At 69.1% G+C, this 20,475-nt stretch carries 13 protein-coding genes; 5 read left to right on the top strand and 8 right to left on the bottom strand.

The genetic code is table 11. The features are described from left to right. Window positions 1-39: 39 nt before the first annotated feature. The 7 genes from ACSQ25_RS11915 to ACSQ25_RS11885 all read right to left on the bottom strand — a co-directional run bounded on the left by ACSQ25_RS11915 (window position 40) and on the right by ACSQ25_RS11885 (window position 9,160). The gene (locus ACSQ25_RS11915) at window positions 40-1,005 is read right to left on the bottom strand and encodes a glycoside hydrolase family 43 protein (RefSeq protein ID WP_436105896.1); all 966 of its coding nucleotides are present in this window, start codon (window positions 1,003-1,005) and stop codon (window positions 40-42) included. 10 nt (window positions 1,006-1,015) lie between these two features. Continuing rightward, a complete protein-coding gene (locus tag ACSQ25_RS11910) occupies window positions 1,016-3,823 on the bottom strand; it encodes a TonB-dependent receptor (protein WP_436105895.1) in 2,808 nt (935 codons plus the stop codon). Between the two features lie 147 nt (window positions 3,824-3,970). Beyond that, on the bottom strand, window positions 3,971-4,987 hold the full coding sequence (locus ACSQ25_RS11905) for a LacI family DNA-binding transcriptional regulator (RefSeq protein WP_436105894.1): 1,017 nt from the start codon (window positions 4,985-4,987) through the stop codon (window positions 3,971-3,973). Window positions 4,988-5,016: 29 nt separating this feature from the next. Continuing rightward, entirely contained in the window at window positions 5,017-6,126 is a 1,110-nt protein-coding gene (locus ACSQ25_RS11900) for an ABC transporter ATP-binding protein (RefSeq protein WP_436105893.1), read from the bottom strand. A gap of 13 nt (window positions 6,127-6,139) precedes the next feature. Next, window positions 6,140-6,973 (bottom strand): carbohydrate ABC transporter permease, encoded by an 834-nt coding sequence (locus ACSQ25_RS11895; protein ID WP_436105892.1) that lies wholly within the window; start codon window positions 6,971-6,973, stop codon window positions 6,140-6,142. Next, window positions 6,970-7,863, bottom strand: coding sequence for a carbohydrate ABC transporter permease (locus ACSQ25_RS11890; RefSeq protein WP_436105891.1), 894 nt, complete (start codon window positions 7,861-7,863; stop codon window positions 6,970-6,972). The genes ACSQ25_RS11895 and ACSQ25_RS11890 overlap by 4 nt, the downstream gene beginning before the upstream one ends. Window positions 7,864-7,873: 10 nt before the next feature. Next, entirely contained in the window at window positions 7,874-9,160 is a 1,287-nt protein-coding gene (locus ACSQ25_RS11885) for an extracellular solute-binding protein (RefSeq protein WP_436108066.1), read from the bottom strand. Between the two features lie 124 nt (window positions 9,161-9,284). Here ACSQ25_RS11885 and ACSQ25_RS11880 point away from each other — a divergent pair, with 124 nt between their 5' ends. Then, window positions 9,285-10,292, top strand: a complete 1,008-nt coding sequence (locus ACSQ25_RS11880) for a DMT family transporter (RefSeq protein WP_436108065.1) — start codon at window positions 9,285-9,287, stop codon at window positions 10,290-10,292. Here ACSQ25_RS11880 and ACSQ25_RS11875 read toward each other — a convergent pair. Further along, entirely contained in the window at window positions 10,215-12,020 is a 1,806-nt protein-coding gene (locus ACSQ25_RS11875; RefSeq protein ID WP_436105890.1) for a family 43 glycosylhydrolase, read from the bottom strand. The two genes, ACSQ25_RS11880 and ACSQ25_RS11875, sit on opposite strands and share 78 nt — an antisense overlap. Before the next feature lie 315 nt (window positions 12,021-12,335). Between ACSQ25_RS11875 and ACSQ25_RS11870 the strand changes: the two genes are divergently transcribed. From ACSQ25_RS11870 to ACSQ25_RS11855, 4 genes are read left to right on the top strand one after another with little or no spacing between them, the layout of a single operon-like run. Then, window positions 12,336-14,576: a TonB-dependent receptor gene (locus ACSQ25_RS11870; RefSeq protein ID WP_436105889.1), complete on the top strand. Its 2,241-nt coding sequence runs from the start codon at window positions 12,336-12,338 to the stop codon at window positions 14,574-14,576. Between the two features lie 60 nt (window positions 14,577-14,636). Beyond that, complete coding sequence (locus ACSQ25_RS11865) at window positions 14,637-16,004, top strand: oxygenase MpaB family protein (RefSeq protein ID WP_436105888.1); 1,368 nt, start codon at window positions 14,637-14,639, stop codon at window positions 16,002-16,004. Continuing rightward, on the top strand, window positions 16,001-19,549 hold the full coding sequence (locus ACSQ25_RS11860) for a response regulator (protein WP_436105887.1): 3,549 nt from the start codon (window positions 16,001-16,003) through the stop codon (window positions 19,547-19,549). The genes ACSQ25_RS11865 and ACSQ25_RS11860 overlap by 4 nt, the downstream gene beginning before the upstream one ends. After that, window positions 19,546-20,460, top strand: a complete 915-nt coding sequence (locus ACSQ25_RS11855) for a diguanylate cyclase (RefSeq protein ID WP_436105886.1) — start codon at window positions 19,546-19,548, stop codon at window positions 20,458-20,460. Before ACSQ25_RS11860 ends, ACSQ25_RS11855 begins: the two co-directional genes overlap by 4 nt. The last annotated feature ends 15 nt before the right edge of the window (window positions 20,461-20,475 follow it).

Here is a 20,475-nt window from a genome sequence, read left to right as displayed (position 1 = left end):
GGCCGGGAGTCGAACGCGCGCACGGCGGAGCCGTGCACCCTACATCACCAGCCCGGCCGGCGCCGCCTGGCGGGTGAAGCTAGGCCCGGCCGTCGCCGGCCGCCCGCCCTCCCACACCAGGCGGTCGATGCACATGCGCCGTCCGGTCATGCCCGGATCCCAGGCGTGGTAGACGATCCAGTCCTGGCTGCCGTCCGGCGAGATGGTGAAGGAGTTGTGGCCGGGGCCGATGACGTTGCCGGGCCGCGAGCGCATCAAGAGGGCTTCGTCGCTGCCTTCCGGCCGTGTGAAGGGCCCCAGCGGATGGTCCGCCACCACGTAGCTGACCCCATAGTTTTCCTTCTCCCAGGCGCCGCCGCTGTAGAAGCAGTAGTACTTGCCGCCGTGGGCCAGGACCGACGCCCCCTCCACCGTGTGCCAGTCGTACACCGCGTCGTACATCGCCCGCCCCCGCTTGAACAGGTGCCAGTCGGCGTGCGGGCGCGCCACCGTGCGCGGCTCGCCCGCCAGCCGGTCCATGGTCACCAGGCGGTCGACCACGATGCCGGTGCCGATGCGGTGATCGTCCTCCAGTTCGAGGAAGTCGACGCAGTAGTACAGGTACCACTGGCCGTCCCGGTCGCGAAAAGGATGGGCGTCGATCGAGAACTGCAGGCTTGGGACCAGCAGCAGGCCCTGGTCCACAAAAGGGCCGACCGGATTGTCGGACACCGCCACGCGCAGCTTCTGGTGCTTGCCCTCTTCATCGCCGGACGAGTAATACATCCAGAACTTGCCCTCGCTATGGGCGACTTCCGGCGCCCAGAAATGCTGGTCGCCGGGCGCCGCGATGGCATAGCCGGCGCGGTGCCAGTCCACCAGGTCGTTCGACACCAGCACCGGGAAGCGCCCGCCCCCCGGCCCCGCCGGCGCGGTGCCGTAGGCGTAGTAGCGCCCTTCGTGCCTGAGCACGAAGGGATCGGCCATGATCTCCGGATAGACCGGATTGCAGTACGTCTTCAGCATCGTCCCTCCCCTACATCTGATAGCGCAGGCTCAGGCCATACGTGGTCGGGTTGTAGCGGATGTCGCGCGGCCGGATCGGGTCGCCCAGGTAGCTCTCGTAGCGCTCCTTGGTCAGGTTGATCGCGTCGAAGTTCAGCGTCAGGTTCGGGGTGATCGCGTAGCCGACGCTCAGGTCGACGTAGGTCGAGGCCTTGACGATGCGGTCCTGGCCGAAGCGCGGTTCGGCGATCTGCTCGACGTACTTGCCGCGCCGGGTGGCCGCCAGGCGCCCGGTCCAGCCGCCGCGCTCGTACAGCAGCGCGAAGTTGTAGCTCTGGCGCGCCACGCCGACCATCTCGGTGGTGGTGTAGCTGCCGCTGTTCAGGGCGGTGCGGGTCTGGTTCTCGCCGTCGATCCAGGTGTAGTTGAACTGCGCACCCAGGCCGCTCCAGGCCCCAGGCAGGAAGTCGAAGAACTTCTGGATGCCGAATTCGGCGCCCTTCAGCTTGCCCTTGCCGGAGTTCTGCGGGCGGTTGACGCGGTAGTTCACGCCGTTGATGACTTCCTGCTGTTCGAAGTTCTGCAGGTAGCCGTCGATGTCGCGGTGGAAGATCGCGATCTGGGCGAAGCCGTTGTCCTGGAAGTAGTACTCGAGCGTGGCGTCGCTGTTGATCGACTCGGTCGGCGCCAGTTCGGGGTTGCCGGCCGAGCCGGTGCCGGGCGCGTTCACGGTCGGCGGGATCAGGGACAGCGCCGGGTTCAGCTGCGCGAACTCGGGCCGGGTGATGGTCTTGCCGACGCTCAGGTGCGACTGCAGGCGGTCGCTCCAGTTGACCACCGCCGACACGTTGGGCAGGAAGTTGGTCTCGTCGCTGTCCTCGCTGATCGCGGTGACGACGTCGCCGATGCGGCGGTTGCCCTCCAGCTTGCGGTCGACCTTCACCAGGCGGCCGCCGACGTTGCCGGTCATGCCGATCCCGCCCAGCGCGGCCTTCCAGCGTGCGCCCAGGTGCAGGGTGGCGGTGCGCTCGCGCTGTTCGAACAGGCGCATCGGGTCGTCCGCCACCCGCCCGGCCGGCTGGCCGTAGAAGGCGCGCACGCGGTCGGCCTGGTCGATCAGGAAGTCGCGCGAAGGCGTCACCCAAGGGCCGCCGAGGCGGTCCAGGCCCGGCACCAGCGACTGGAAGGACGGGCCGAAGGACGCCACCGGAGACGGCCGCACCGCGCCGCCCGGCAGGTCGTTGGCGCGTTCGCCGCTGTGGAAGCTGACTTCGCGGTTCGACAGGCGGATGCCCCCGGTCAGCGCGGTGATGAAGCCGTCGCCGAGGCGGTAGACCGAATCAAGGCGGAACTGGGCCTGCTCGCCGCGCGACTCACCCCAGTTCTGCACCATGCCGCGCAGGACGAACTGGTTGGGGTCGCGCAGGGGATTGCTGCTGGTCGGGGTCGTGATGGCGTTGTAGCCGCCATGGCCGTCGCGCCCGTAGGTGTAGACCGCCGAGCTGGCGCCCGGGATCTGCTGGTCGACGATGACGGTGTCGTTGACGTAGTCCGAGCGCGAGAAAGCCAGGTTGCTGTCGACCGACAGCGGGCCCTGGCGGTATTTGGCGCCGAAGTTCAGGAAGTGGGTGGCGGTGTGCTCCTTCACGCCCCAGGTGCTGGTCGCGGTGTACGGGTCCCAGTCGTAGGGTCCGCCGAACTGCGCCGCGGCCGCGTTGGCCGACTGGATCGGGCAGATCACGCCGACCGGCGTGTTGCAGTAGCTGCCCTGCGGGGCCAGCACCACGTTGGACAGGCGCGGGGTCCAGGTGGCGATGTTCAGGATGTAGTCGACTTCGGCCCTGCTGCCATAGCCGGTGCCCAGGTACTGGGCACTCAGTTCGGTGTTCGGGTTGAGCTTCCACTGGACGGCGGCATGAACGCTGCCGCGCTCGCGGTCGCCGGCATTGTAGATGCCGCCGATGTTGGGCAGCTCGCCCAGCCGGTCGCCCGGGCGCAGCGGCGCGATCGGCTGGTCGTCGTTGAGGCGGGTCGCGGTGCCGTCCTGGCTGACCGAGAAGATGCGGTCGGGCCGGTCGACCCATTGCACCGGCATGGCCCAGCGTTCCTTGTTGTAGGCGATGTCGACCAGCACGCCGATCTCGCCGACGCCGGTCTGCCAGCGGTTGCTCATCAGGACCCCGCCGCCCGGATTGGTCTTTTCCTTGCGCGCTTCGCTGCCTTCGACGTAGTTGCGGCGGCCTTCGAGGAAACCGGTGACGGTATAGCCCTTGAAATCGAAGGGCGCGCGCAGGCGGATGTTGACCGCGCCGGCGATGCCGCCCTCGAACTGGTTGGCGGTGGCCGACTTGTACACGTCCAGGCCGCCGATCGACTGCACCGGCAGGTCCTGGTAGGACAGGCGGCGGCCGGTGCCGGTGAAGATCTCGTTGCCGTCGATGGTGGTGGCCACGTCCGGCAGGCCGCGGATGATCACGGAGCTGGTCTCGCCGCGATCGCGGCCCACCTGCACCCCGGCGATGCGCTGCAGGGCGTCGCCGGCGGCGCGGTCGGGGAACTTGCCGATGTCGTCGGCATTGATCGAGTCGACCACCTGCTCGCTGTCGCGCTTGATCTGCTCGGCCGAGCGGATGCTGCTGCGGATGCCGCTCACCGTCACCGTGGCGATGCCGCCGCCGGCCGGCGCGGGCGCTGCCACCCCGGCCTGGCCGGATTCGCGCGCGGCGCTTTCGGCGGTCGGCTGGGCCGGGTCCGTGGTGGTCTGGGCGGCGGCAAAGCCGATGTGGGCGCACAGCAGCATGACGGCCGTGCAGACCGGCCGGACTTTCAAGTGTCGCATCGAGGTCTCCTGAAAAAACGGTTACGGTGCCGGCATCCCTGACTCCGGACGGGCCCGCCGATATTGGAATCGTTATTAGTCATAATTTATGACCAATATGACAAAAGCTATCCGAATTCGCAGCGAACCGGCGCACTCAAGAAAGCGTCAGAACGCCGCGATTTTTGCCACGGAATCACGCTCCACCAGAGGGCAATCCATCTTCATGCTGGTGCGCCGGGAGACCCCACCGTTCACTTGGGCAATCAAACTTTCGGCGGCCCAGCGGCCCATTTCGTAGTTTGGTAACAACACTGTGCTGAGCGGCGGCTGGGTGTAGCGCGCGATGTCCTGGTCGTCGTAGCCGACCACCGAGACCTGGCGCGGCACGTCCAGCCCGCGTTCGCGTACCGCTTCGATGGCGCCGACCGCCATCAGGTCGTTGGCGCAGAACAGCGCCGTCGGCGGGTCCGGCAGCGCCAGCAGCGCCTGCGCGTGGGCGTGGCCGCTGCTGACCTGCCAGTCGCCCTCGCGCACCAGCAGCGGCTCGAACGGGATGTCGCGCGTGGACAGGGCCTGGCGGTAGCCCTTGAGGCGCTCGGCGGCGGCCTCGATCCAGCCCTCGCCGTTGATGAAGCCGATGCGGCGGTGGCCGGCATCGAGCAGGTGCATGGTGGCGGCATAGCCGCCCAGGACCTCGCTCGGCACCACCGAGGAATACAGGCGTTCGCGCCGCTCTTTCTGGTAGCAGTTCAGCAGCACCGTGGGCACCTGGGCCAGCAGCGCGGGCACCGTGACGGCGCGCGTGAAGATGGTGGCGTACACCACGCCCAGCAGCGCGGGATCGGCCAGCATGCGCGCCAGCACCGCCCCTTCGTAGGCGGGGTCGTTGCGGGTGGCGTAGGCGGACAGCAGGCAGTCGTGTTCCCAGGCGGCGTCGCGCGCGCCGTCGATGGTCTGCATCGCGTGCGGGCTGGTGGACAGCTCGTCGCTGAGGTAGACGATCAGGTTGCGTGCCTCGATTGGTGCCGCGTGGCCCATGCGCTCGACCGGGTAGCCCAGCTCGCGCGCGATGCGCAGCACCTTGTTGCGGGTGGCCGCGGATACCTTGGCGCCGCTCATGTGGTTGATCACCAGCGACACGGTGGACTGCGAGACCCCGGCCAGCTTGGCGATGTCGGTCATGGTGGGCCGCCGGGGGCGGCCCTGCCCGCTCATCGCATCTGCGGCGCGCGCGGCAGCGCGGCGCCGTCGGCATCGAACAAATGGCCCTGGCCCGGGTCGAACGCGAGCATCACCCGGGCGCCGGATTCAGGACAGGGAGCATCGGGGCGGCATTTCAGCGACACCATCTCGGCCACGCCGTCGACCTGGGCGTAGACGATGGTGGCGTCGCCCAGGTATTCGACCAGGACGACCGTGGCCGGGATGCCTGCCGCCAATTCATCGGTCTCGACGCGCAGGTGCTCGGGCCTGACGCCAAGCGTCACGGCGGCGCCGGGCGCGGCCCGCGCCGCATCCGCGGCCACCTGCACGACATGCCCGCCGGGCAGGCGCACATGCGCCGCCGCGCCCTCCTCGCCCGCCAGCGCCCCAGGCAGGAAGTTCATGCGCGGCGAACCGAGGAAGCCGGCGACAAAACGGTTGGCCGGTCGCTCGTACAGGTCGAGCGGCGTGCCGGCCTGCTCGATGCGCCCGCCGTTCAGGACCACGATCTTCTGGCCCAGGGTCATGGCCTCGACCTGGTCGTGGGTCACGTAGATCATGGTCGCGCCGAGTTCGCGGTGCAGGCGCGCCAGTTCGACCCGGGTCTGGCCGCGCAGCGCGGCATCCAGGTTCGACAGCGGCTCGTCGAACAGGAAGACCTCGGGCTTGCGCACGATGGCGCGGCCGATCGCCACCCGCTGGCGCTGGCCGCCCGACAGGGCCTTCGGCCGCCGCTCCAGCAGGTGGCCGATCTGCAGGATCTCGGCGGCCCGCGCCACCCGCTCCCCGATTTCAGAGCGCGGCACACCGGCCAGCTTGAGGGCGAAACCCATGTTCTCGGCCACCGTCATGTGCGGATACAGCGCATAGCTCTGGAACACCATGGCGATGCCGCGCTTGGCCGGCTCGACGTCGTTGCAGACCATCCCCCCGATCTCCACCGTGCCGGAACCCACGTCTTCCAGCCCGGCGACGATGCGCAGCAGGGTCGACTTGCCGCAGCCCGAAGGGCCGACCAGCACCACGAACTCGCCGTCGGCGATGTCCAGGTCGATCCCCCTGATGACGGGGTTGTCCTCATACTGCTTGGTGATGCCTTGCAGGCGTACAGATGCCATGGATTCTCCGTTCTTATCCTTTTAATCCGGTCGCGGCCAGGAAGCCATGCGTCACGCGCCGCTGGAACAGCACATAAGCCAGCGCCACCGGCAAGGCACCGATCAGCGCCGCCGCCATCAGCTGGGCGTAGATCACGCCGTAGGCGTCGTAGGTCTGCGTCAGGCCCAGCGGGATGGTCATCATGTCGTTTTCCGTGACGATGATGAAGGGCCACAGGAAGTTGTTCCAGGCGGCGATGAAGGTGACGATCGCCATCGCCCACACGATGTTCCCCGACACCGGCAGGTAGACGTTCCACAGGATGCGCAGCGGGCCGGCGCCATCCATCACGGCGGCTTCCCGGAAGTCGGCCGGCACGGTGTCGAAGAACTGCTTGAACACGTAGATCACCACCGGCGCCACCACTTGCGGCAACACGATGCCGGCGTAGCTGTTGATCAGGCCGAGCTGGTTCATGATCCGGAACAGCGGCACCAGGAGCGCCTCGAAGGGCACCAGAAAGGCCAGCATGGTCAGCGCGAACAGCAGCGTGCGGCCGCGGAAGCGCAGCTGGGAGAATGCGTAGGCCGCCGTCAGGGACAGGGCCATGGTCACGACCGTGACCAGGACGGCCACCAGCGCACTGTTGAACAGCCAGCGGCCGACCCGTCCGGCGCCCAGCACCTTGGCGAAGGCTTCCACGGTCCAGGTCTGCGGCAGCCAGTGGAAGACGGTCGACACGGTTTCGTGTTCGGGCCGCAGCGCCGTGCTGGCCGCCCACAGCAGCGGGGCGATCCAGAGGACGGCCAGCAGCAGGGCCGTGACTGCGCCGACGAGGCTCCAGGCCACGTTGGTCCGCGCCTTCATGCCTTGCCCCGGGAAAGCCAGCGCGAGAATGCCGCCTGGGCCAGCGACAGCGCGACGACGATCGCCACGAAGGCCATCGCGATCGCGGCGGCGTAGCCGGCGTCGCTCTGCGTGAACGCGGTTTCGTACATGTAGTGCAAGGTCATCCTGGTCGTGTTGAACGGTCCCCCCACGGTCAGGATGTAGGTCTGGCCGAACACCTTCATCGAGGCGATCAGCTGCAGCACCAGTGCCAGCCCGACCACCGGCCGGATGGCCGGCCAGGTAATGGTCCGGAACAGGGTGAAGCCGCGCGCCCCGTCCAGGGCCGCGGCCTCGTACAGGTCGGCCGGAATGTTGCGCAGCCCCGCCAGGAACATCAGCATGTTGAAACCGACGGTCCACCAGACGGTGGCGATCGCCACCGACGGCAAGGCCCAGCTCACGTCGGCCAGCCAGGCGCGCTCGATGCCCAGCACCTGGTTGATCACCCCGGTGGAAGGCTGCAGCATCCAGTCGGCGATCAGGGTCATCACCGAGATCGGCAGGATGTAGGGCAGGAAGAAGGCGCCCTGCAGCCAGGCGCCGGCGCGGGTGAAGTGGTTGACGAGCAGGGCCATCACGAGGCCCAGCGCCGTCAGCGGAATGACCGTCAGGAGCGCGAAGTAGAAGGTATTGCCGACTGCCGACCAGAACGAAGGGTCTTGCACCAGCGTGACATAGTTGGCAATCCCGATGAAAGCGTTGGTGCGCGTGAGGCTGCTGTCGGTCAGGCTCATGTAGAAGGTCTGCAGGGTCGGCAGCAGGAAGAACACCGTGAACGCAATCCCGAAGGGCGCCAGCAGCATCAGCGCCGGCAGTCCCTCGCGGCATCGCGCTCCCGCCGTCTGACCCACATAGAAATCAGCCATCCGCATCCTCCTAGTAGCGCGGGGCGCGCTTGCGCAGCAGCAGCGCCGCTTCCGTTTCGAACATGCGCAGGGCCTGCGCCGGCGCGAGCTGGGACGACAGCGCCGCGGGCAGGTATTTCGAGGCCATCGCCTCCAGCGGACCGGCGGCGCCCATGTACCAGGCATCGGGCGCGTAGACGACGTCGCGCGGAACGCCGGCGTACAACCGGTTCGGCATCAGGGCCAGCGCGGCGGGCGATTCGGCCGCGGGCCGGTAAGCCAGCACATGGCCGCCCTCGGCCCAGCCCAGCGAGTTCTTGCTGACGAAGGCGATGAAGCGCATCACCGCGCGCAGTTTGTGCGGCGTCATCGGCCGCCCCTCGCTGGCCGGAATCGCGAAGGCATGGGAATCGGCCCACACGCCCCGGTTGGCGTACATGCGCGGCATGGGCACGATGCCGTAGTCGAAACCGAGGGTGCCGTTGGCGGTGGCGCGCAGCATTTCGGGCACTTCCCACACACCGTTGATCATGAAGCCGGCATTCCCGCCGATGAACTGGCTGGTCGATGCGGCGTAGTTCAGGCCGGACTGGGCATAGCCCCTGGCATACCAGCTGCTGATCCGCGCCAGCGAATCGATGCCCGCCGCCCCGTAGGCGAAGCGCCCGTTCCGGATCAGTGGCGCGTTGCGTTGCGCCAGCATGGTCAGCCACAGCCGCCACACCGCGTAAGAGCTCTGGTTGCTCTCCATCGTCATGCCCGGGCGTCCCGTGGCCTGGCGCACCGCGCGGAAGGCATCGGTCAGCGCATCGATCCCCTCGATCGGTTTCAGCGTGCCCGTCTCATCGAGCAGGCCGGCCTTGCCGACCAGGGTCTTGTTGTAATACAGGACCAGCGGGTGCAGGTCGAGCGGCACGGCATAGGTCTTGCCGGCGTGCTGGGATTTCTGCCACTGGCGCGGATAGAAGTCGGCGGGGTTCAGGCCGGCTTCAAGCAGTTCCTGCGGCGCGATCGGCCGCAGCACGCCGCCGCCGGCCAGGTTGGTCATGCGCGACAGGTGCACGGTGGCGATGTCGGGACCGGCGCCGACCACCGAGGAGGTAATCAGCTTGGTGTAGAAGGGTTCGCCCCATTTTAGGGTGGTGCTGACCACCCTGACCTCGCGCTGGCTGGCGTTGAAGCGCTCGACCAGCGCCGCCATGCGCGCGCCGTCGCCGCCGCTCAGCAGCGTCCACATGCGCACCTCGGTCTGGGCGAAGCCGGACGTGGGCGCGCACAGCAGCACGGTGGCCACTGCACCGGCGAGGCGCACGGTCATTGGGGTCAAGCCTGTCTCCTGGCGTCTTTTTTATCATTAATACTAACAAATAAATATTACCAATGGCTGTCCTGCAGGCAAGCGTGCGCCCGGGTAGAATCGTGTTTTGTCTGGCGGTATGCGTATGTGGATCGGTGTGTTGTGCGGCCTGCTGGCCGGGGCCATGTGGGGCCTGGTGTTCGTCGTGCCGGAGCTGCTGGGCGACTTCTCGGCGCTGGAACTGGCGGTCGGCCGCTACCTTGCCTACGGCGCGATGGCCCTGGTCCTGCTGCTGCCGCGTTTGAAGACCCTGCTGGCCACCCTGGTCCCGGGCGACTACGCGGCCCTGCTGCGCCATGCGCTGGCCGGGAACATCGTCTACTACATGCTGCTCGCCACCGGGGTGAAATACGCCGGCGTGGCGCCGACCTCGCTGATCATCGGCATGCTGCCGGTGGTGGTCACCCTGATGGGCCGCAACGACCACGGCGCCGCGCCACTGGGGCGCCTCGCCCTGCCGCTGCTGCTGGTGGGGGCCGGCATCGCCTGCATCAATGCCGACAGCTTCCTGCACGCCGGCCCTGGCGCTTCAAGCGCCGACATCCTGCTGGGTGTGGCCTGCGCCGCCGGCGCCCTGCTGTGCTGGAGTTGGTATGCGCTGGACAATGCGCGCTACCTCAAGCGCAATCCACAGTTCTCGAGCGCCCAGTGGTCGGCGCTGTACGGACTGGCCACCGGCGTGATCGCGCTGTTCATCGGCGCCGGCGCCTGGGCATGGAATCTCGCATCTGCGGTTTCGGAAAGCCCGGCGCGCGACTGGCAGCTGTTCTGGACCTGTAACGTCCTGCTCGCGCTGGGCGCCTCGGTCATCGGCAACGGGCTGTGGAACGTGGCCAGCCGGCGCGTGCCGGTGACCCTGTCCGGCCAGCTGATCCTGTTCGAGACCCTGTTCGCGCTGCTCTACGGCTTCCTGTACCGAGGCCATGGACCGCGGGTACTGGAGCTGGCCGCGATCGCGCTGCTGGTGGCGGGCGTGACCTGGTCGGTGCGCGCCCACGCCGGCATGGAAGCGCCGTCAGCGCGCCAGCCGCTCGACCCGGACCTCGCCGAAGGTGACGCTGTGGCCGGCGCCGCCCATCGCCACCAGTCCTAGCTTCGGGCCTGCCCCCAGCTGGTGGGTCCAGGTACCGCCCCGGACCCAGTCCTTGCCGTCCTGTTTCGACCACGCGGTGTAGTGCTCCTCCGTACCGGCGCGGCGGATGTCGATCCGCAAGCCGGTCCATTCGCCGGGCGTCCCGACCACGGTATTGCCGTAACGCGGATAGCCCTTGCCGACCGGCGCCACTTCCTTGCCGAACTCCACCTGGCGCAGGCCGTCGTGCGCCAGCTCGACCAGCTTGACGTAGTTGTCGTCGTCCCGCATCACGACCAGTCCGGCCTGCACCGGCTGCGCGCAGCATTCGAGCGGCGCGTCGAGCCGGATGCGCGCCTCGATGCGCAGGTCGCCTTCCGGCAGCGCGCTGGCCAGCAGCGCCGCCGTATTGGTGTCGACGTGCAGGTCGGTGCCTTGCGTCGCCATGCGCAGGCCGGGCTGGCCGCTGGCCCAGCTGCCGGCGGCTGCGGGCCGCACCCAGCTCCAGCGTGGATCGAGCGCGCCCGGACCGAAGCGCTCGGCCCACACCGGCGTCGAGGCCTGCGCCTTGCCCGGTGAGGACGAAACCGGATCCGCCGGTCCCGGCGTCACTGCAGGACGCGGCTGCGGCGTGTCCGACGGCCCCTCGCCGCGGTTGACCACCGGCCAGCCGCCGACCCAGTCGATGCGGTCGAGCAGCAGCGGGCGCCGGGTCAGCTTGTCCTCGACGCTGAAATAGCCCTGCTTGCGGTCGACCGCATGGTAGAAGGTCCACCACTGGCCGGACGGGTCCTGGAACACGGTGTTGTGGCCGGCGCCGATCCAGCGGTTGCCGTTCTGCTGCAGCACCGGCGTGCCGCCCACGCGCGCGGCCGCCATGTCATTGCCGTCGCGGTCGAGGAAGGGGCCTTCCGGATTGCTTGCGCGGCCGACGTAGAGCGCGTAGCCGGTCAGCGGGCCGCGGCAGCAGTCGGTGCTGGAGGCGAACAGGTACCAGTGCCCGCCATGCCGCACCACCTCGGCACCTTCGTAGCGGTTGGCCGCGCCGATGCGCACCGGATTGCCCTCGACCCGCAGGCCATCCTTCGCCAGCCGCTGCACGTAGATGCCGCCGCCGTAGCTGCCGTAGTACAGGAAGCGGTCGCCCTGCGCGTCCTCGACCACGTCGGGATCGAAGGTCCAGTGGAAGTTGCAGCCGGCGCCGGCGCCGACACGCCTTGGCGGCACCACCAGCTGCGCAGCCGGCGTCCATGGCCCGGCCGGCGAGGCACTGGTCGCGACCGCGATCCCGCTGTCGTTCTCGCAGCCCTTCTCGGGGCTGTGGCGGTCGGCGACGTCGGTGACCGTGAAGTAGAGGTAATAGCTGCCGTTCTGGTACACCGGTTCGGGCGCCCACAGTCCGGCCTTGGGCCCGGCGATGCCGGGCGGGCGCTGGTCGAAGGAATCGCGCACGAAGTACCAGTTGACCAGGTCCATCGAGCGGTAGACCGGCATCATGCGGAATTTCCAGCCCCTGCCCTCGCGTTCCTTGTGGCTGACCGGGTCCATGGTGCAGTACAGGTACCAGACCGAGGGCGCCGTGGTGCGGTCGCGCAGCAGCGCGGGGTCGGCGCAGCTCTCGGCCAGGCTGCCGTCGGCCAGGCGCAGCGGCAAGGGGTTGGTATAGGTGGACGGTCGGCTGGGCTGGGCGTTTGCAGCCGTGCAGGCGAGCAGCAGGCTGGCGGCGCAGAAGCGCGGGAACGGGCGCATTCGGTCTCCTTGTGCGCCGGCGTGTGGCGCTCTTGTTTCCTGAAAAATATTCGAAATGACAGGCCGACGGCGCACGGATGCCGTACGCGCTGCCGACCAGTCTGTTCAAGAACTTGACGGAATAGCCATCTGGGTGGCGAAAATGTTGTATCAAGGTATTATTTCTGTTCAATTATTTTTGTAGGACTACTGCCCGTCATCATGACCTGCTAGACTGCCGAGCTGGCATCCCGCAATGCAACGAAGGTTGCAAAAATAGAACATGTGGGTGCAGCCCGCCAAGGGCAGTCACAAGAAAAACCAGGGAGTTTCGTCATGAAAGCAAGGCAGGTTCGACCGGCGCAAAAGCTGCTGGCCGTGTTGGTATCGGGTATCGCATGGGGCGTCGGCGTGGCCCAGGCCGCGCAGGAACAGGACAACGCCGTGCCGGAAGTCGTGGTCACGGCCCAGCGCACCGTCTCCACCGCTTCGCGCACGCCGGTGGCCATGAGCGTCTTGAGCGGCGAACAGTTGCGCCAGATCGGCGCCGACAATCCCGCAGCCCTCGCTGCACGCCTGCCCAACCTGCACATCGACCAGGCCTTCTCGGGCCTGCGCGTCACCATCCGCGGCATCAGCAACAACGACACCACCGACAAGGGCGATCCCTCGGCCGCCTTCATGCAGGACGGCGTCTACATCGCGCGTCCGGCCGGCCAGGCCGCCAACTTCCTCGACGTCGACCGCATCGAAGTGCTGCGCGGCCCGCAGGGCACCCTGTACGGACGCAATACCACGGCAGGCCTGGTCAACGTGATCTCGAACGCCCCGACCGACAGGCTGGAAGGCCGCGTCGCGGTCGAAGCCGGCACCTACGGCAACCGCAAGCTCGAAGGCGTCGTGAACGTGCCCGTGAACGCTGCGCTGGCCCTGCGCGCGGCCGTCAGCACGCGCAAGCAGGATCCCTTCCTGAACAACGGCCAGGGCACCGGACTCCGGCCCGGGATGGACCGCGACGACCGTGATGCGCGCCTGAGCGCGAAGCTGGCCATCGGCCGCGACGCCGCGCTTCTGCTGCGCTACGACCACAGCGAAGCCAGCAACAACAACGACCGCTTCGTCCCCGACAGCAATTTCTACTCCGGTGTCGCGAGCGGGGCGCCGGTCTGGCGCGACAGCAGCGCCGACCAGGCCCTGACCATGGGCTTCCGCCCGGCGAATATCGCCCCGGTGCAAGGCATGCAGGACCGCCGCGCACGCGGCCTGCTGGCGGACCTGAGCTGGAACCTGGGCCCGGCCACCGTCTACTACCTGGCCTCGCACCGCGAGCTGGACCAGCAGATGGTCAACAACTACTACTACCGGATTTCGCCTGCGATCGCGCTCGGCGTGATCAATACCTACGACGGCGCCAACACCCAGGACTCGCACGAGCTACGCATCGCCACCAATGGCAGCGGCCCGCTCAGCGCCCAGGGCGGCCTGTACTACTTCACCGAAGAATCCGACACCAGCTATGCCTTCCAGGGCCTGCGCCCGGTCGGCCTGCCGCCCTACTATGCCTTCCCGCTGGTGACCGAAGCGCAAAGCCGTGCCGTATTCGGCCAGCTGAGCTGGCGCGTGGGTGAAAGCCTGCGCCTGACCGCCGGCGCACGCCGCACCCTCGACGGGAAGGAGCGCGTCGGCTCGACCGATTTCCAGCAGGGTCCGGTGTTCAACCCGGCCACCGACCGCCGCCTGCTGAACGCCGCCGCCCTCGAGACCAGCCGCACGACCTGGCGCCTGGGCGGGGAATTCGACCTGGCCCCGACGACCCTGGCCTATGTCAGCCTGGCCACCGGCTACAAGGCCGGCGCCTTCAACGACGGCTGCGTGGCCGGCACCACGGCGCTCGGCATTGCCTGCCCGGCGGCGCTCGCCGTGACGCCCGAATTCCTGTACTACCAGCCGGAAGAACTGCGTGCCTGGGAGGCCGGCTTCAAGTCGCGCCTGCTGGGTGGCCGCCTGACGCTGAACGCCGCCGCCTTCCACTACGACTACACCAACCTGCAGCTGACCGGGAATGCCATCGTGGCCGGCGCGCCGCGCCTGCTGACCCGCAATGCCGGCGCCGCCCGCAGCCGCGGCATCGAAATCGACGGCGAGCTGCGCGTCGGCAGCGGCGGGCGCCTGAACTACGGCCTGACCCTGCTCGACGCCCGCTACGTCACCTATATGGCCACCCCGAGCGTGTCCTGGGCCGGCCGCAAGCTGGACCGCGCACCGAGCCACGTGTTCACGCTCGGCTACCAGCAGCGCGTCGCCCTTGCGGGTGGCCAGCTCACCGGCGGCCTGTTCGCACGCGCCAGCGGCGAGTACGTGCTGGCGGTGCCGAGCCAGCTGCTGGTCTACCGCGTGCCCTCGCACACCAGCACCGACGCCACCCTGTCCTGGGCGCCGGACGGCGCGCGCTGGAGCCTGCTCGCGCGCGTGCGCAACATCGAGAACGACGTCCGGCCGTCGATCATCGACAGCTTCGGCATGACCACACCGACGGCCCCGCGCACAGCGGACCTGCGCTTCGATTACCGATTCTGAGGCAAAGCCGGACCCTGGTCCGGCTTTCTTGTTTCCGCAACCTGCGTTCCTGGAGGCTGAATGAAGCGCGACGTGATGGACCTGCAATCTCCCGCAATGCGGGCCGACCCGCCTGCCGACGACACCGTCGCCCGCATGCTGGCCGGCGCCGAAGGTCCGCACGAGATGGCGGCGCGGGTGTCCGCCATCAACCGCGAACTCCAGCGCTGGGAGAGCAATGGCGGCCTGGCCGCCTGGGAACCGGGACCGGACACCGATCCGCACATCGCCGGCGCGCTGAAAGACTACCTGGCGGGCTGCCCGGCGCTGCCCGACTGGGCCGATCCGGCCAGGATCGCGCGCGCCGAGACCCTGTTCATGGACATGAGCATGCTGTCCTGCACCCTGCTGTTCTGCGCCAGCCTGCCCGAGTGCTACGTGCTGCCGGACCTGTCGGCGGTGCTGCAGGCGGCCGGCCAGCTGGAGCAGCACACCGATTACCGGATCCGCTCGACCGCCGCCATGATCTTCCCGGTCATGATGCGCGGCGGGCTCACCGCGCCCGAGGGCGGCGGCGTGTCGCAGGCGCTCAAGGTGCGCCTGATCCACGCCACCATCCGCCACCTGATCCTGCGCGGCGCCCCGCCCGCCACGGGCGCGCAGGCCTTGCAGGCCATGCCGGCGCTGCAGGCGCTGGCCCCGGCCGGCGGCGGGATCTACCACGTGCTGTACGCCCACGGCTGGGACAGCGCGCGCGACGGCCTGCCCTGCAACCAGGAAGAACTGGCCTACACCCTGCTGACCTTCAACTACGTCTTCCTGCGCGGCCTGCGCCGCCTCGGCCTGGGCCTGGAGCGCGCCGACGAGGAAGCCTACCTGCACGCCTGGAACGTGCTCGGCCACGTGCTCGGCATCGAACGCGAACTGATGGCCTGGACCATGGACGAGGCCGAAGCCCGCTTCGCCGATATCCAGGCGCGCTCCCGCATGCAGCCGCGCCAGCCCGACCCACGCCCGCCGCTTGCCGCGGCCCTGATGCGGGAAATGGAAAACCAGATTCCGCTGCGCGTGCTGAAGCCTTTCCCCACCCTGCTCACGCGTCGCCTGTGCGGCAAGGACGCCAGCGCCGATCTCGGCCTGAATGGGCGCGTGTCCCTGCTGTCGCGCCTGTTGTTCACGCTCGGTTTCGGCGCCGTGCGCGGCTTCGACAGCGTGGTGCGCCTGTTCGTGCCCGGCTTCTCGATCTCCCGCATGCTCACGCGCGTGGCCGGCTACCGCCTGGTGACGCGCTTCCTGATGGATCAGACCCGCCCGTTGCGCCTGCCCGACGCCCTGCTCGGCCAGGTCGAGGACACCCTCGGCGGCTGGCAGCGCGACCCGCGCGCGCCGCGCTGGCTGAACCGGGTCGAAGCCCGCCTCGCCGGCCGCGCTGAACGGACGCCCGCATGATCGCTCCCTCGGACCCGCTGCACGCGGCGCCCACGGCCTCCACGAATGCCGCGGCCGCGGCCTGGCGCAGATTCATGTTCCTCGCCCTGCCCACCCTGCTGGCCCTGGTGCTGGTCCTGGCGTCCCAGGGCGCCCGCACGGCTGCCGTCGCGCATCTCGAGCTCGGCCGCCATACGCCCAGCATCGATGCCTGGCCCGCGACCACGCTGCTGGTCGACCAAGGCAGCAAGCTCGACGCCGCGGCGGCGCTGGCGGCCGCAGGGCGCTACCTGCGTCCGGACACCGCCCCCGGCGTGCTCAAGCTGATCCAGGAGCCGCATTGGGTCCGCATCCCGCTGCGGGTCGCCCCCGATGCGCCGGAAGACTGGGTGGTGCAGATCGATTTCGGCATCCTCGACTACGTCGAGTTCTACCTGGAAGACCGCGGCCGGCTGCGCAAGCTTGCCAGCAGCGGCCGGCGCCTGAAGGAAGAAGGCGCGCTCAAGGGCCGGGTCCCCGCAGCCGCCCTCAGACTGCAGCCGGGCCGGGACTACACGCTGCTGGTGCGGATCAACGCCAAGGGGCCGCGCATCGCCCCGATCGCCATCATGCAGCCGGACGCCTACAACCGCGCCGCGCTGGGCGAGCAGATGCTGCAGGGCCTCCTGTTCGGCATTGCCGCCTGCCTGGTCGCCTACAGCGTCGGCCAGTGGATCACCCTGCGCGAGCCGCTGTTCGGGAAGTACGCCATGTACGTGGGCGGCATCGCCGTCTATTCCCTGGTCTGGTTCGGCCTCGGCGAGCAATTCCTGTGGCGCGGCCATGAATGGTTCAGCAGGCACGTGATGGGCATCTCCTCGCAGATCGCGTCCGCCGGGGCCTACCTGTTCGTGGAACAGATCCTGGCGCGGCCCGGCAAGGACCGGCGCTTCAGCCGCTTGATGAAGGGCGGCGCCGCCCTGTGCCTGCTGGCCGGCCTGCTGTGGGGCCTGGGCCTGCTGGACCACCGCTTCCTGATCGTGTTCACCATGACGGTGGGCGCGGCGCCGATGTTCCTCGGCCTGCCCGGCGCCTGGCGCCGCATCCGCGCGGGCGACGAGATCGGCATCTACTTCCTGTTCAGCTGGTTCTTCAGCGCCGGCGGCGCCGTGGTACAGGGCATGCTGGCGGCGGGCCAGGTGCCGGCCAACTTCTGGACCATGCATTCGCTGCAGCTGGGCGTCACCATCGACATCCTGCTGTTCCTGCGCATCCTCGGCCTGCGCGGCAAGGCGATGCAGGTCGCGATGCTGCGCGCCGAGGCGGAAGCGCGCATGAAATCGGAATTCCTGGCCAACATGAGCCATGAAATCCGCACACCGATGAACGCCATCATCGGCATGAGCCGCCTGGCCCTGATGGGCGAGGCGCCGCCCAAGCTGCGCAACTACCTGAGCAAGATCCTGGGCGCCGGCGAACACCTGCTGGGCCTGATCAACGACATCCTCGACCACGCCAAGATGGAAGCCGGCAAGCTGGCGATCGAGAAGCTGCCCTTCGACCTGAACGAGATGCTCGAGCACCTGGCCAGCGTGACCAGCATGAAGAGCGACGCCAAGGGCGTGGAACTGATCTTCCGGGTCGGCGCCGGGGTGCCGCAGCGCCTGGTGGGCGATCCGCTGCGCCTGGGCCAGGTGCTGGTGAACCTGGCCGGCAACGCCGTCAAGTTCACCGACCAGGGCGAGATCGTGGTGGCGGTCGAACTGCTCGAGCGCCGCGACGGGCAGGTGACGCTCGAATTCTCGGTGACCGACACCGGCATCGGCATGTTGCCCGAGCAGATCGGCCGCCTGTTCCAGTCCTTCGCCCAGGCCGACAGCTCGACCACCCGCAAGTACGGCGGCACCGGCCTCGGGTTGTCGATCTCGCGCCAGCTGGTCGAGCTGATGGGCGGCCGGATCGCCGCCACCAGCACCCCGGGCGCCGGCAGCCGCTTCGCGTTCACGGTGCCGCTGGGTGTGCACGAGGGCGCGGCCGAAGGCCAGGGAAGTGCGCTGCGCCATCCGATGCTGCTGGACGTGCGCGCGCTGGTGGTGGACGACAGCGCCACCGCACGCGCCGCGCTGGCCGAGATGCTGGCCAGCTTCGGCGTGCCGGCCGATACCGTGGCCTCGGGCGAGGAATGCCTGGCCGTGCTGGCGCAGGCCCAGGATGGGGGCCGGCCCTACGGCATCGTCCTGATGGACTACCTGATGCCGGGCCTGGACGGGGTCGAGACGATCCGTCGCATCCGCCAGGCGCTGCCCGGTACCAATCCGCCGCCCGCGATCCTGATGGTCTCGGTGTGCACCCGCGACACCGTGCTGGAACAGGAAGGCGAGCTGCCGGTCGACGCCTTCCTGCACAAGCCGGTCGGCCCGGCCCTGCTGTACCACAGCATGCTGCAGGCCCTGCACCCGCAACTCGCCCTGCCGGATGCCGGCAGCGCGCCGCCGCTGCCGGCGCTGGCCGCGATGCTCGATCTTCCGCGCCTGGACGGCGCCCGCATCCTGCTGGCCGAGGACAATGCCAACAACCGCGAAGTAGCGCTCGACTTCATGGCCGCCGCCCGCATGCAGGTGGACGTCGCCTTCAACGGCGTCGAAGCGGTGCGCATGGCGCGCGAAGGCGATTACGACCTGATCCTGATGGACATCCAGATGCCCGAACTCGACGGCCTCGACGCCGCCCGGGAAATCCGCAGCGATGCGCGCCTGCGCGCGCTGCCGATCGTCGCCATGACCGCGCACGCCCTGGCCAGCGACCGCCTCAAGAGCCTGGAAGCCGGCATGGTCGACCACGTCACCAAGCCGATCGACCCCGACCTGCTGTTCTGCACCCTGCTGAAGTGGATCGACCCGGCGCGCCTGGCCGGGCGCCCGCTGCCGGCCACGAGTCCGCAGGCCTTCGAGGCGCCGCCGGCCCTGCCCGCGCTGCCGGCACTGCCGGCACTGCCGGCGGTCCCAGGGCTCGACTGGCACCGCGCGCTGGACAAGGTCGACGGCCAGCGCAGCCGCCTGGAAAAGCGCGCCAGCAGCTTCGTGCGTGAATATGCCGACGCCCCGCGCATCCTGCGCGAAGCCCTGAGCGAGGGCGACCATCCGCGCCTGCAGTCGCTGGCGCACAACCTGAAGTCGAGCGCCGCCTACGTGGGCGCCTTCGAGCTGGCCGCGGCCGCGCACCGCCTCGAGCAGGACCTGCGCAACGGCCAGTCGGCGCGCCTCGCGGCCCAGGTCCCCGGCCTGGTCAACGCCGCCGAAACCGTGCTGGCAGCCCTGGCCCAACTGGCCGCGGCGGCGCAGCCGGGCCGGACCGATCCGGCTGCCCTGGCGCCCCTGCTGGCGCGCCTGCGCCGGCACCTGGAAGCCGACGACGCGCGTGCCGACGACACCCTGTCCGAGCTCGAAGCCCTGCTGGGCGGCAGCGCGCACGCCGCCACCCTGGCCGAGATGCGGCGCGCCGTCCACGACCTCGAATACGCGGCCGCCCTGACGCCGCTGGCGGCCCTGGCCGCACGACTTGAACTGAAGATGGAGGATGTGGCATGAACGGAGTGGAGATCCAGAAAGTGCTGGTCGCCGACGACGATGCCGTGAACCGCGACGTGCTGGGCGAGCTGCTCAAGCCCGAGTACACCGTGCTGCTGGCCAAGAACGGCGCCCAGACCCTGGAGCGCGCGGCGCGCCACCTGCCCGACCTGATCCTGCTCGACGTGATGATGCCGGACATGGACGGCTACGAAGTGCTGCGCCGGCTGCGCGCCGATCCGCTGACCGAACACATCGCCGTGATCTTCATCTCGGGCCTGGACCGGCCCGAGGACGAGGCCAACGGTCTCAAGATGGGTGCCTCGGACTATATCACCAAGCCCTTCAACCAGACGGTGGTGATGGCGCGCGTGGCCCTGCATCTGCAGGTGGTGCGCCAGCGCCGGATGCTGGAGCGGCTGGCCAACATCGACGGCCTGACCGAGCTGGCCAACCGGCGCCGCTTCGACGAGGTCTACGAACTGGAATGGCAGCGCGCACGGCGCTCGGGCCGGCCGCTGTCGCTGGCCCTGCTCGACATCGACGCCTTCAAGCAGTACAACGACCGCTACGGCCACCCGGCCGGCGACCGCGCCCTGCGTGCAGTGGCGCGCCTGGCCGCCGGCGCGATGCGCGGCCCGGCCGAGCTGGCGGCGCGCTACGGCGGCGAGGAACTGGTGCTGCTGCTGCCCGAGACCGGCGCGGACGAAGCACGCCAGCTGGTATCGCAGCTGCGCGAAGCCGTGCTCGGCCTGATGATCCCCCACGAGGCCTCCAGCGTGGCCCAGGTGCTCACCGCCAGCGTCGGCGGCGCCACCCTGGAGCCGGACAGCCAGGAAGAAGCAGCGGCCCTGTTCGAGGCCGCCGACGCCGAGCTGTACCGCGCCAAGCAGGCCGGCCGCAACCGCGTCGTCTGGCGCATGGCGCCCTGACCGACCGTTCCACAG

It is taken from the genome of Massilia sp. LjRoot122 (genome assembly GCF_964252725.1).
In the GTDB taxonomy this organism is placed as follows: Bacteria; Pseudomonadota; Gammaproteobacteria; order Burkholderiales; family Burkholderiaceae_D; genus Telluria.
Note: the sequence above shows the minus strand (reverse complement) of the source record. Positions and strands in the feature narration are given on the sequence as shown.

Excerpts from the sequence above, each read along its gene's own strand:
- ACSQ25_RS11910 (WP_436105895.1), bottom strand. The coding sequence starts at position 3,823 with ATGCGACACTTGAAAGTCCGGCCGGTCTGCACGGCCGTCATGCTGCTG.
- ACSQ25_RS11865 (WP_436105888.1), top strand. The coding sequence starts at position 14,637 with ATGAAGCGCGACGTGATGGACCTGCAATCTCCCGCAATGCGGGCCGAC.
- ACSQ25_RS11890 (WP_436105891.1), bottom strand. The coding sequence starts at position 7,863 with ATGGCTGATTTCTATGTGGGTCAGACGGCGGGAGCGCGATGCCGCGAG.
- ACSQ25_RS11860 (WP_436105887.1), top strand. The coding sequence starts at position 16,001 with ATGATCGCTCCCTCGGACCCGCTGCACGCGGCGCCCACGGCCTCCACG.
- ACSQ25_RS11875 (WP_436105890.1), bottom strand. The coding sequence starts at position 12,020 with ATGCGCCCGTTCCCGCGCTTCTGCGCCGCCAGCCTGCTGCTCGCCTGC.
- ACSQ25_RS11905 (WP_436105894.1), bottom strand. The coding sequence starts at position 4,987 with ATGACCGACATCGCCAAGCTGGCCGGGGTCTCGCAGTCCACCGTGTCG.
- ACSQ25_RS11895 (WP_436105892.1), bottom strand. The coding sequence starts at position 6,973 with ATGAAGGCGCGGACCAACGTGGCCTGGAGCCTCGTCGGCGCAGTCACG.
- ACSQ25_RS11885 (WP_436108066.1), bottom strand. The coding sequence starts at position 9,160 with ATGACCGTGCGCCTCGCCGGTGCAGTGGCCACCGTGCTGCTGTGCGCG.
- ACSQ25_RS11900 (WP_436105893.1), bottom strand. The coding sequence starts at position 6,126 with ATGGCATCTGTACGCCTGCAAGGCATCACCAAGCAGTATGAGGACAAC.
- ACSQ25_RS11855 (WP_436105886.1), top strand. The coding sequence starts at position 19,546 with ATGAACGGAGTGGAGATCCAGAAAGTGCTGGTCGCCGACGACGATGCC.
- ACSQ25_RS11880 (WP_436108065.1), top strand. The coding sequence starts at position 9,285 with ATGTGGATCGGTGTGTTGTGCGGCCTGCTGGCCGGGGCCATGTGGGGC.
- ACSQ25_RS11870 (WP_436105889.1), top strand. The coding sequence starts at position 12,336 with ATGAAAGCAAGGCAGGTTCGACCGGCGCAAAAGCTGCTGGCCGTGTTG.
- ACSQ25_RS11915 (WP_436105896.1), bottom strand. The coding sequence starts at position 1,005 with ATGCTGAAGACGTACTGCAATCCGGTCTATCCGGAGATCATGGCCGAT.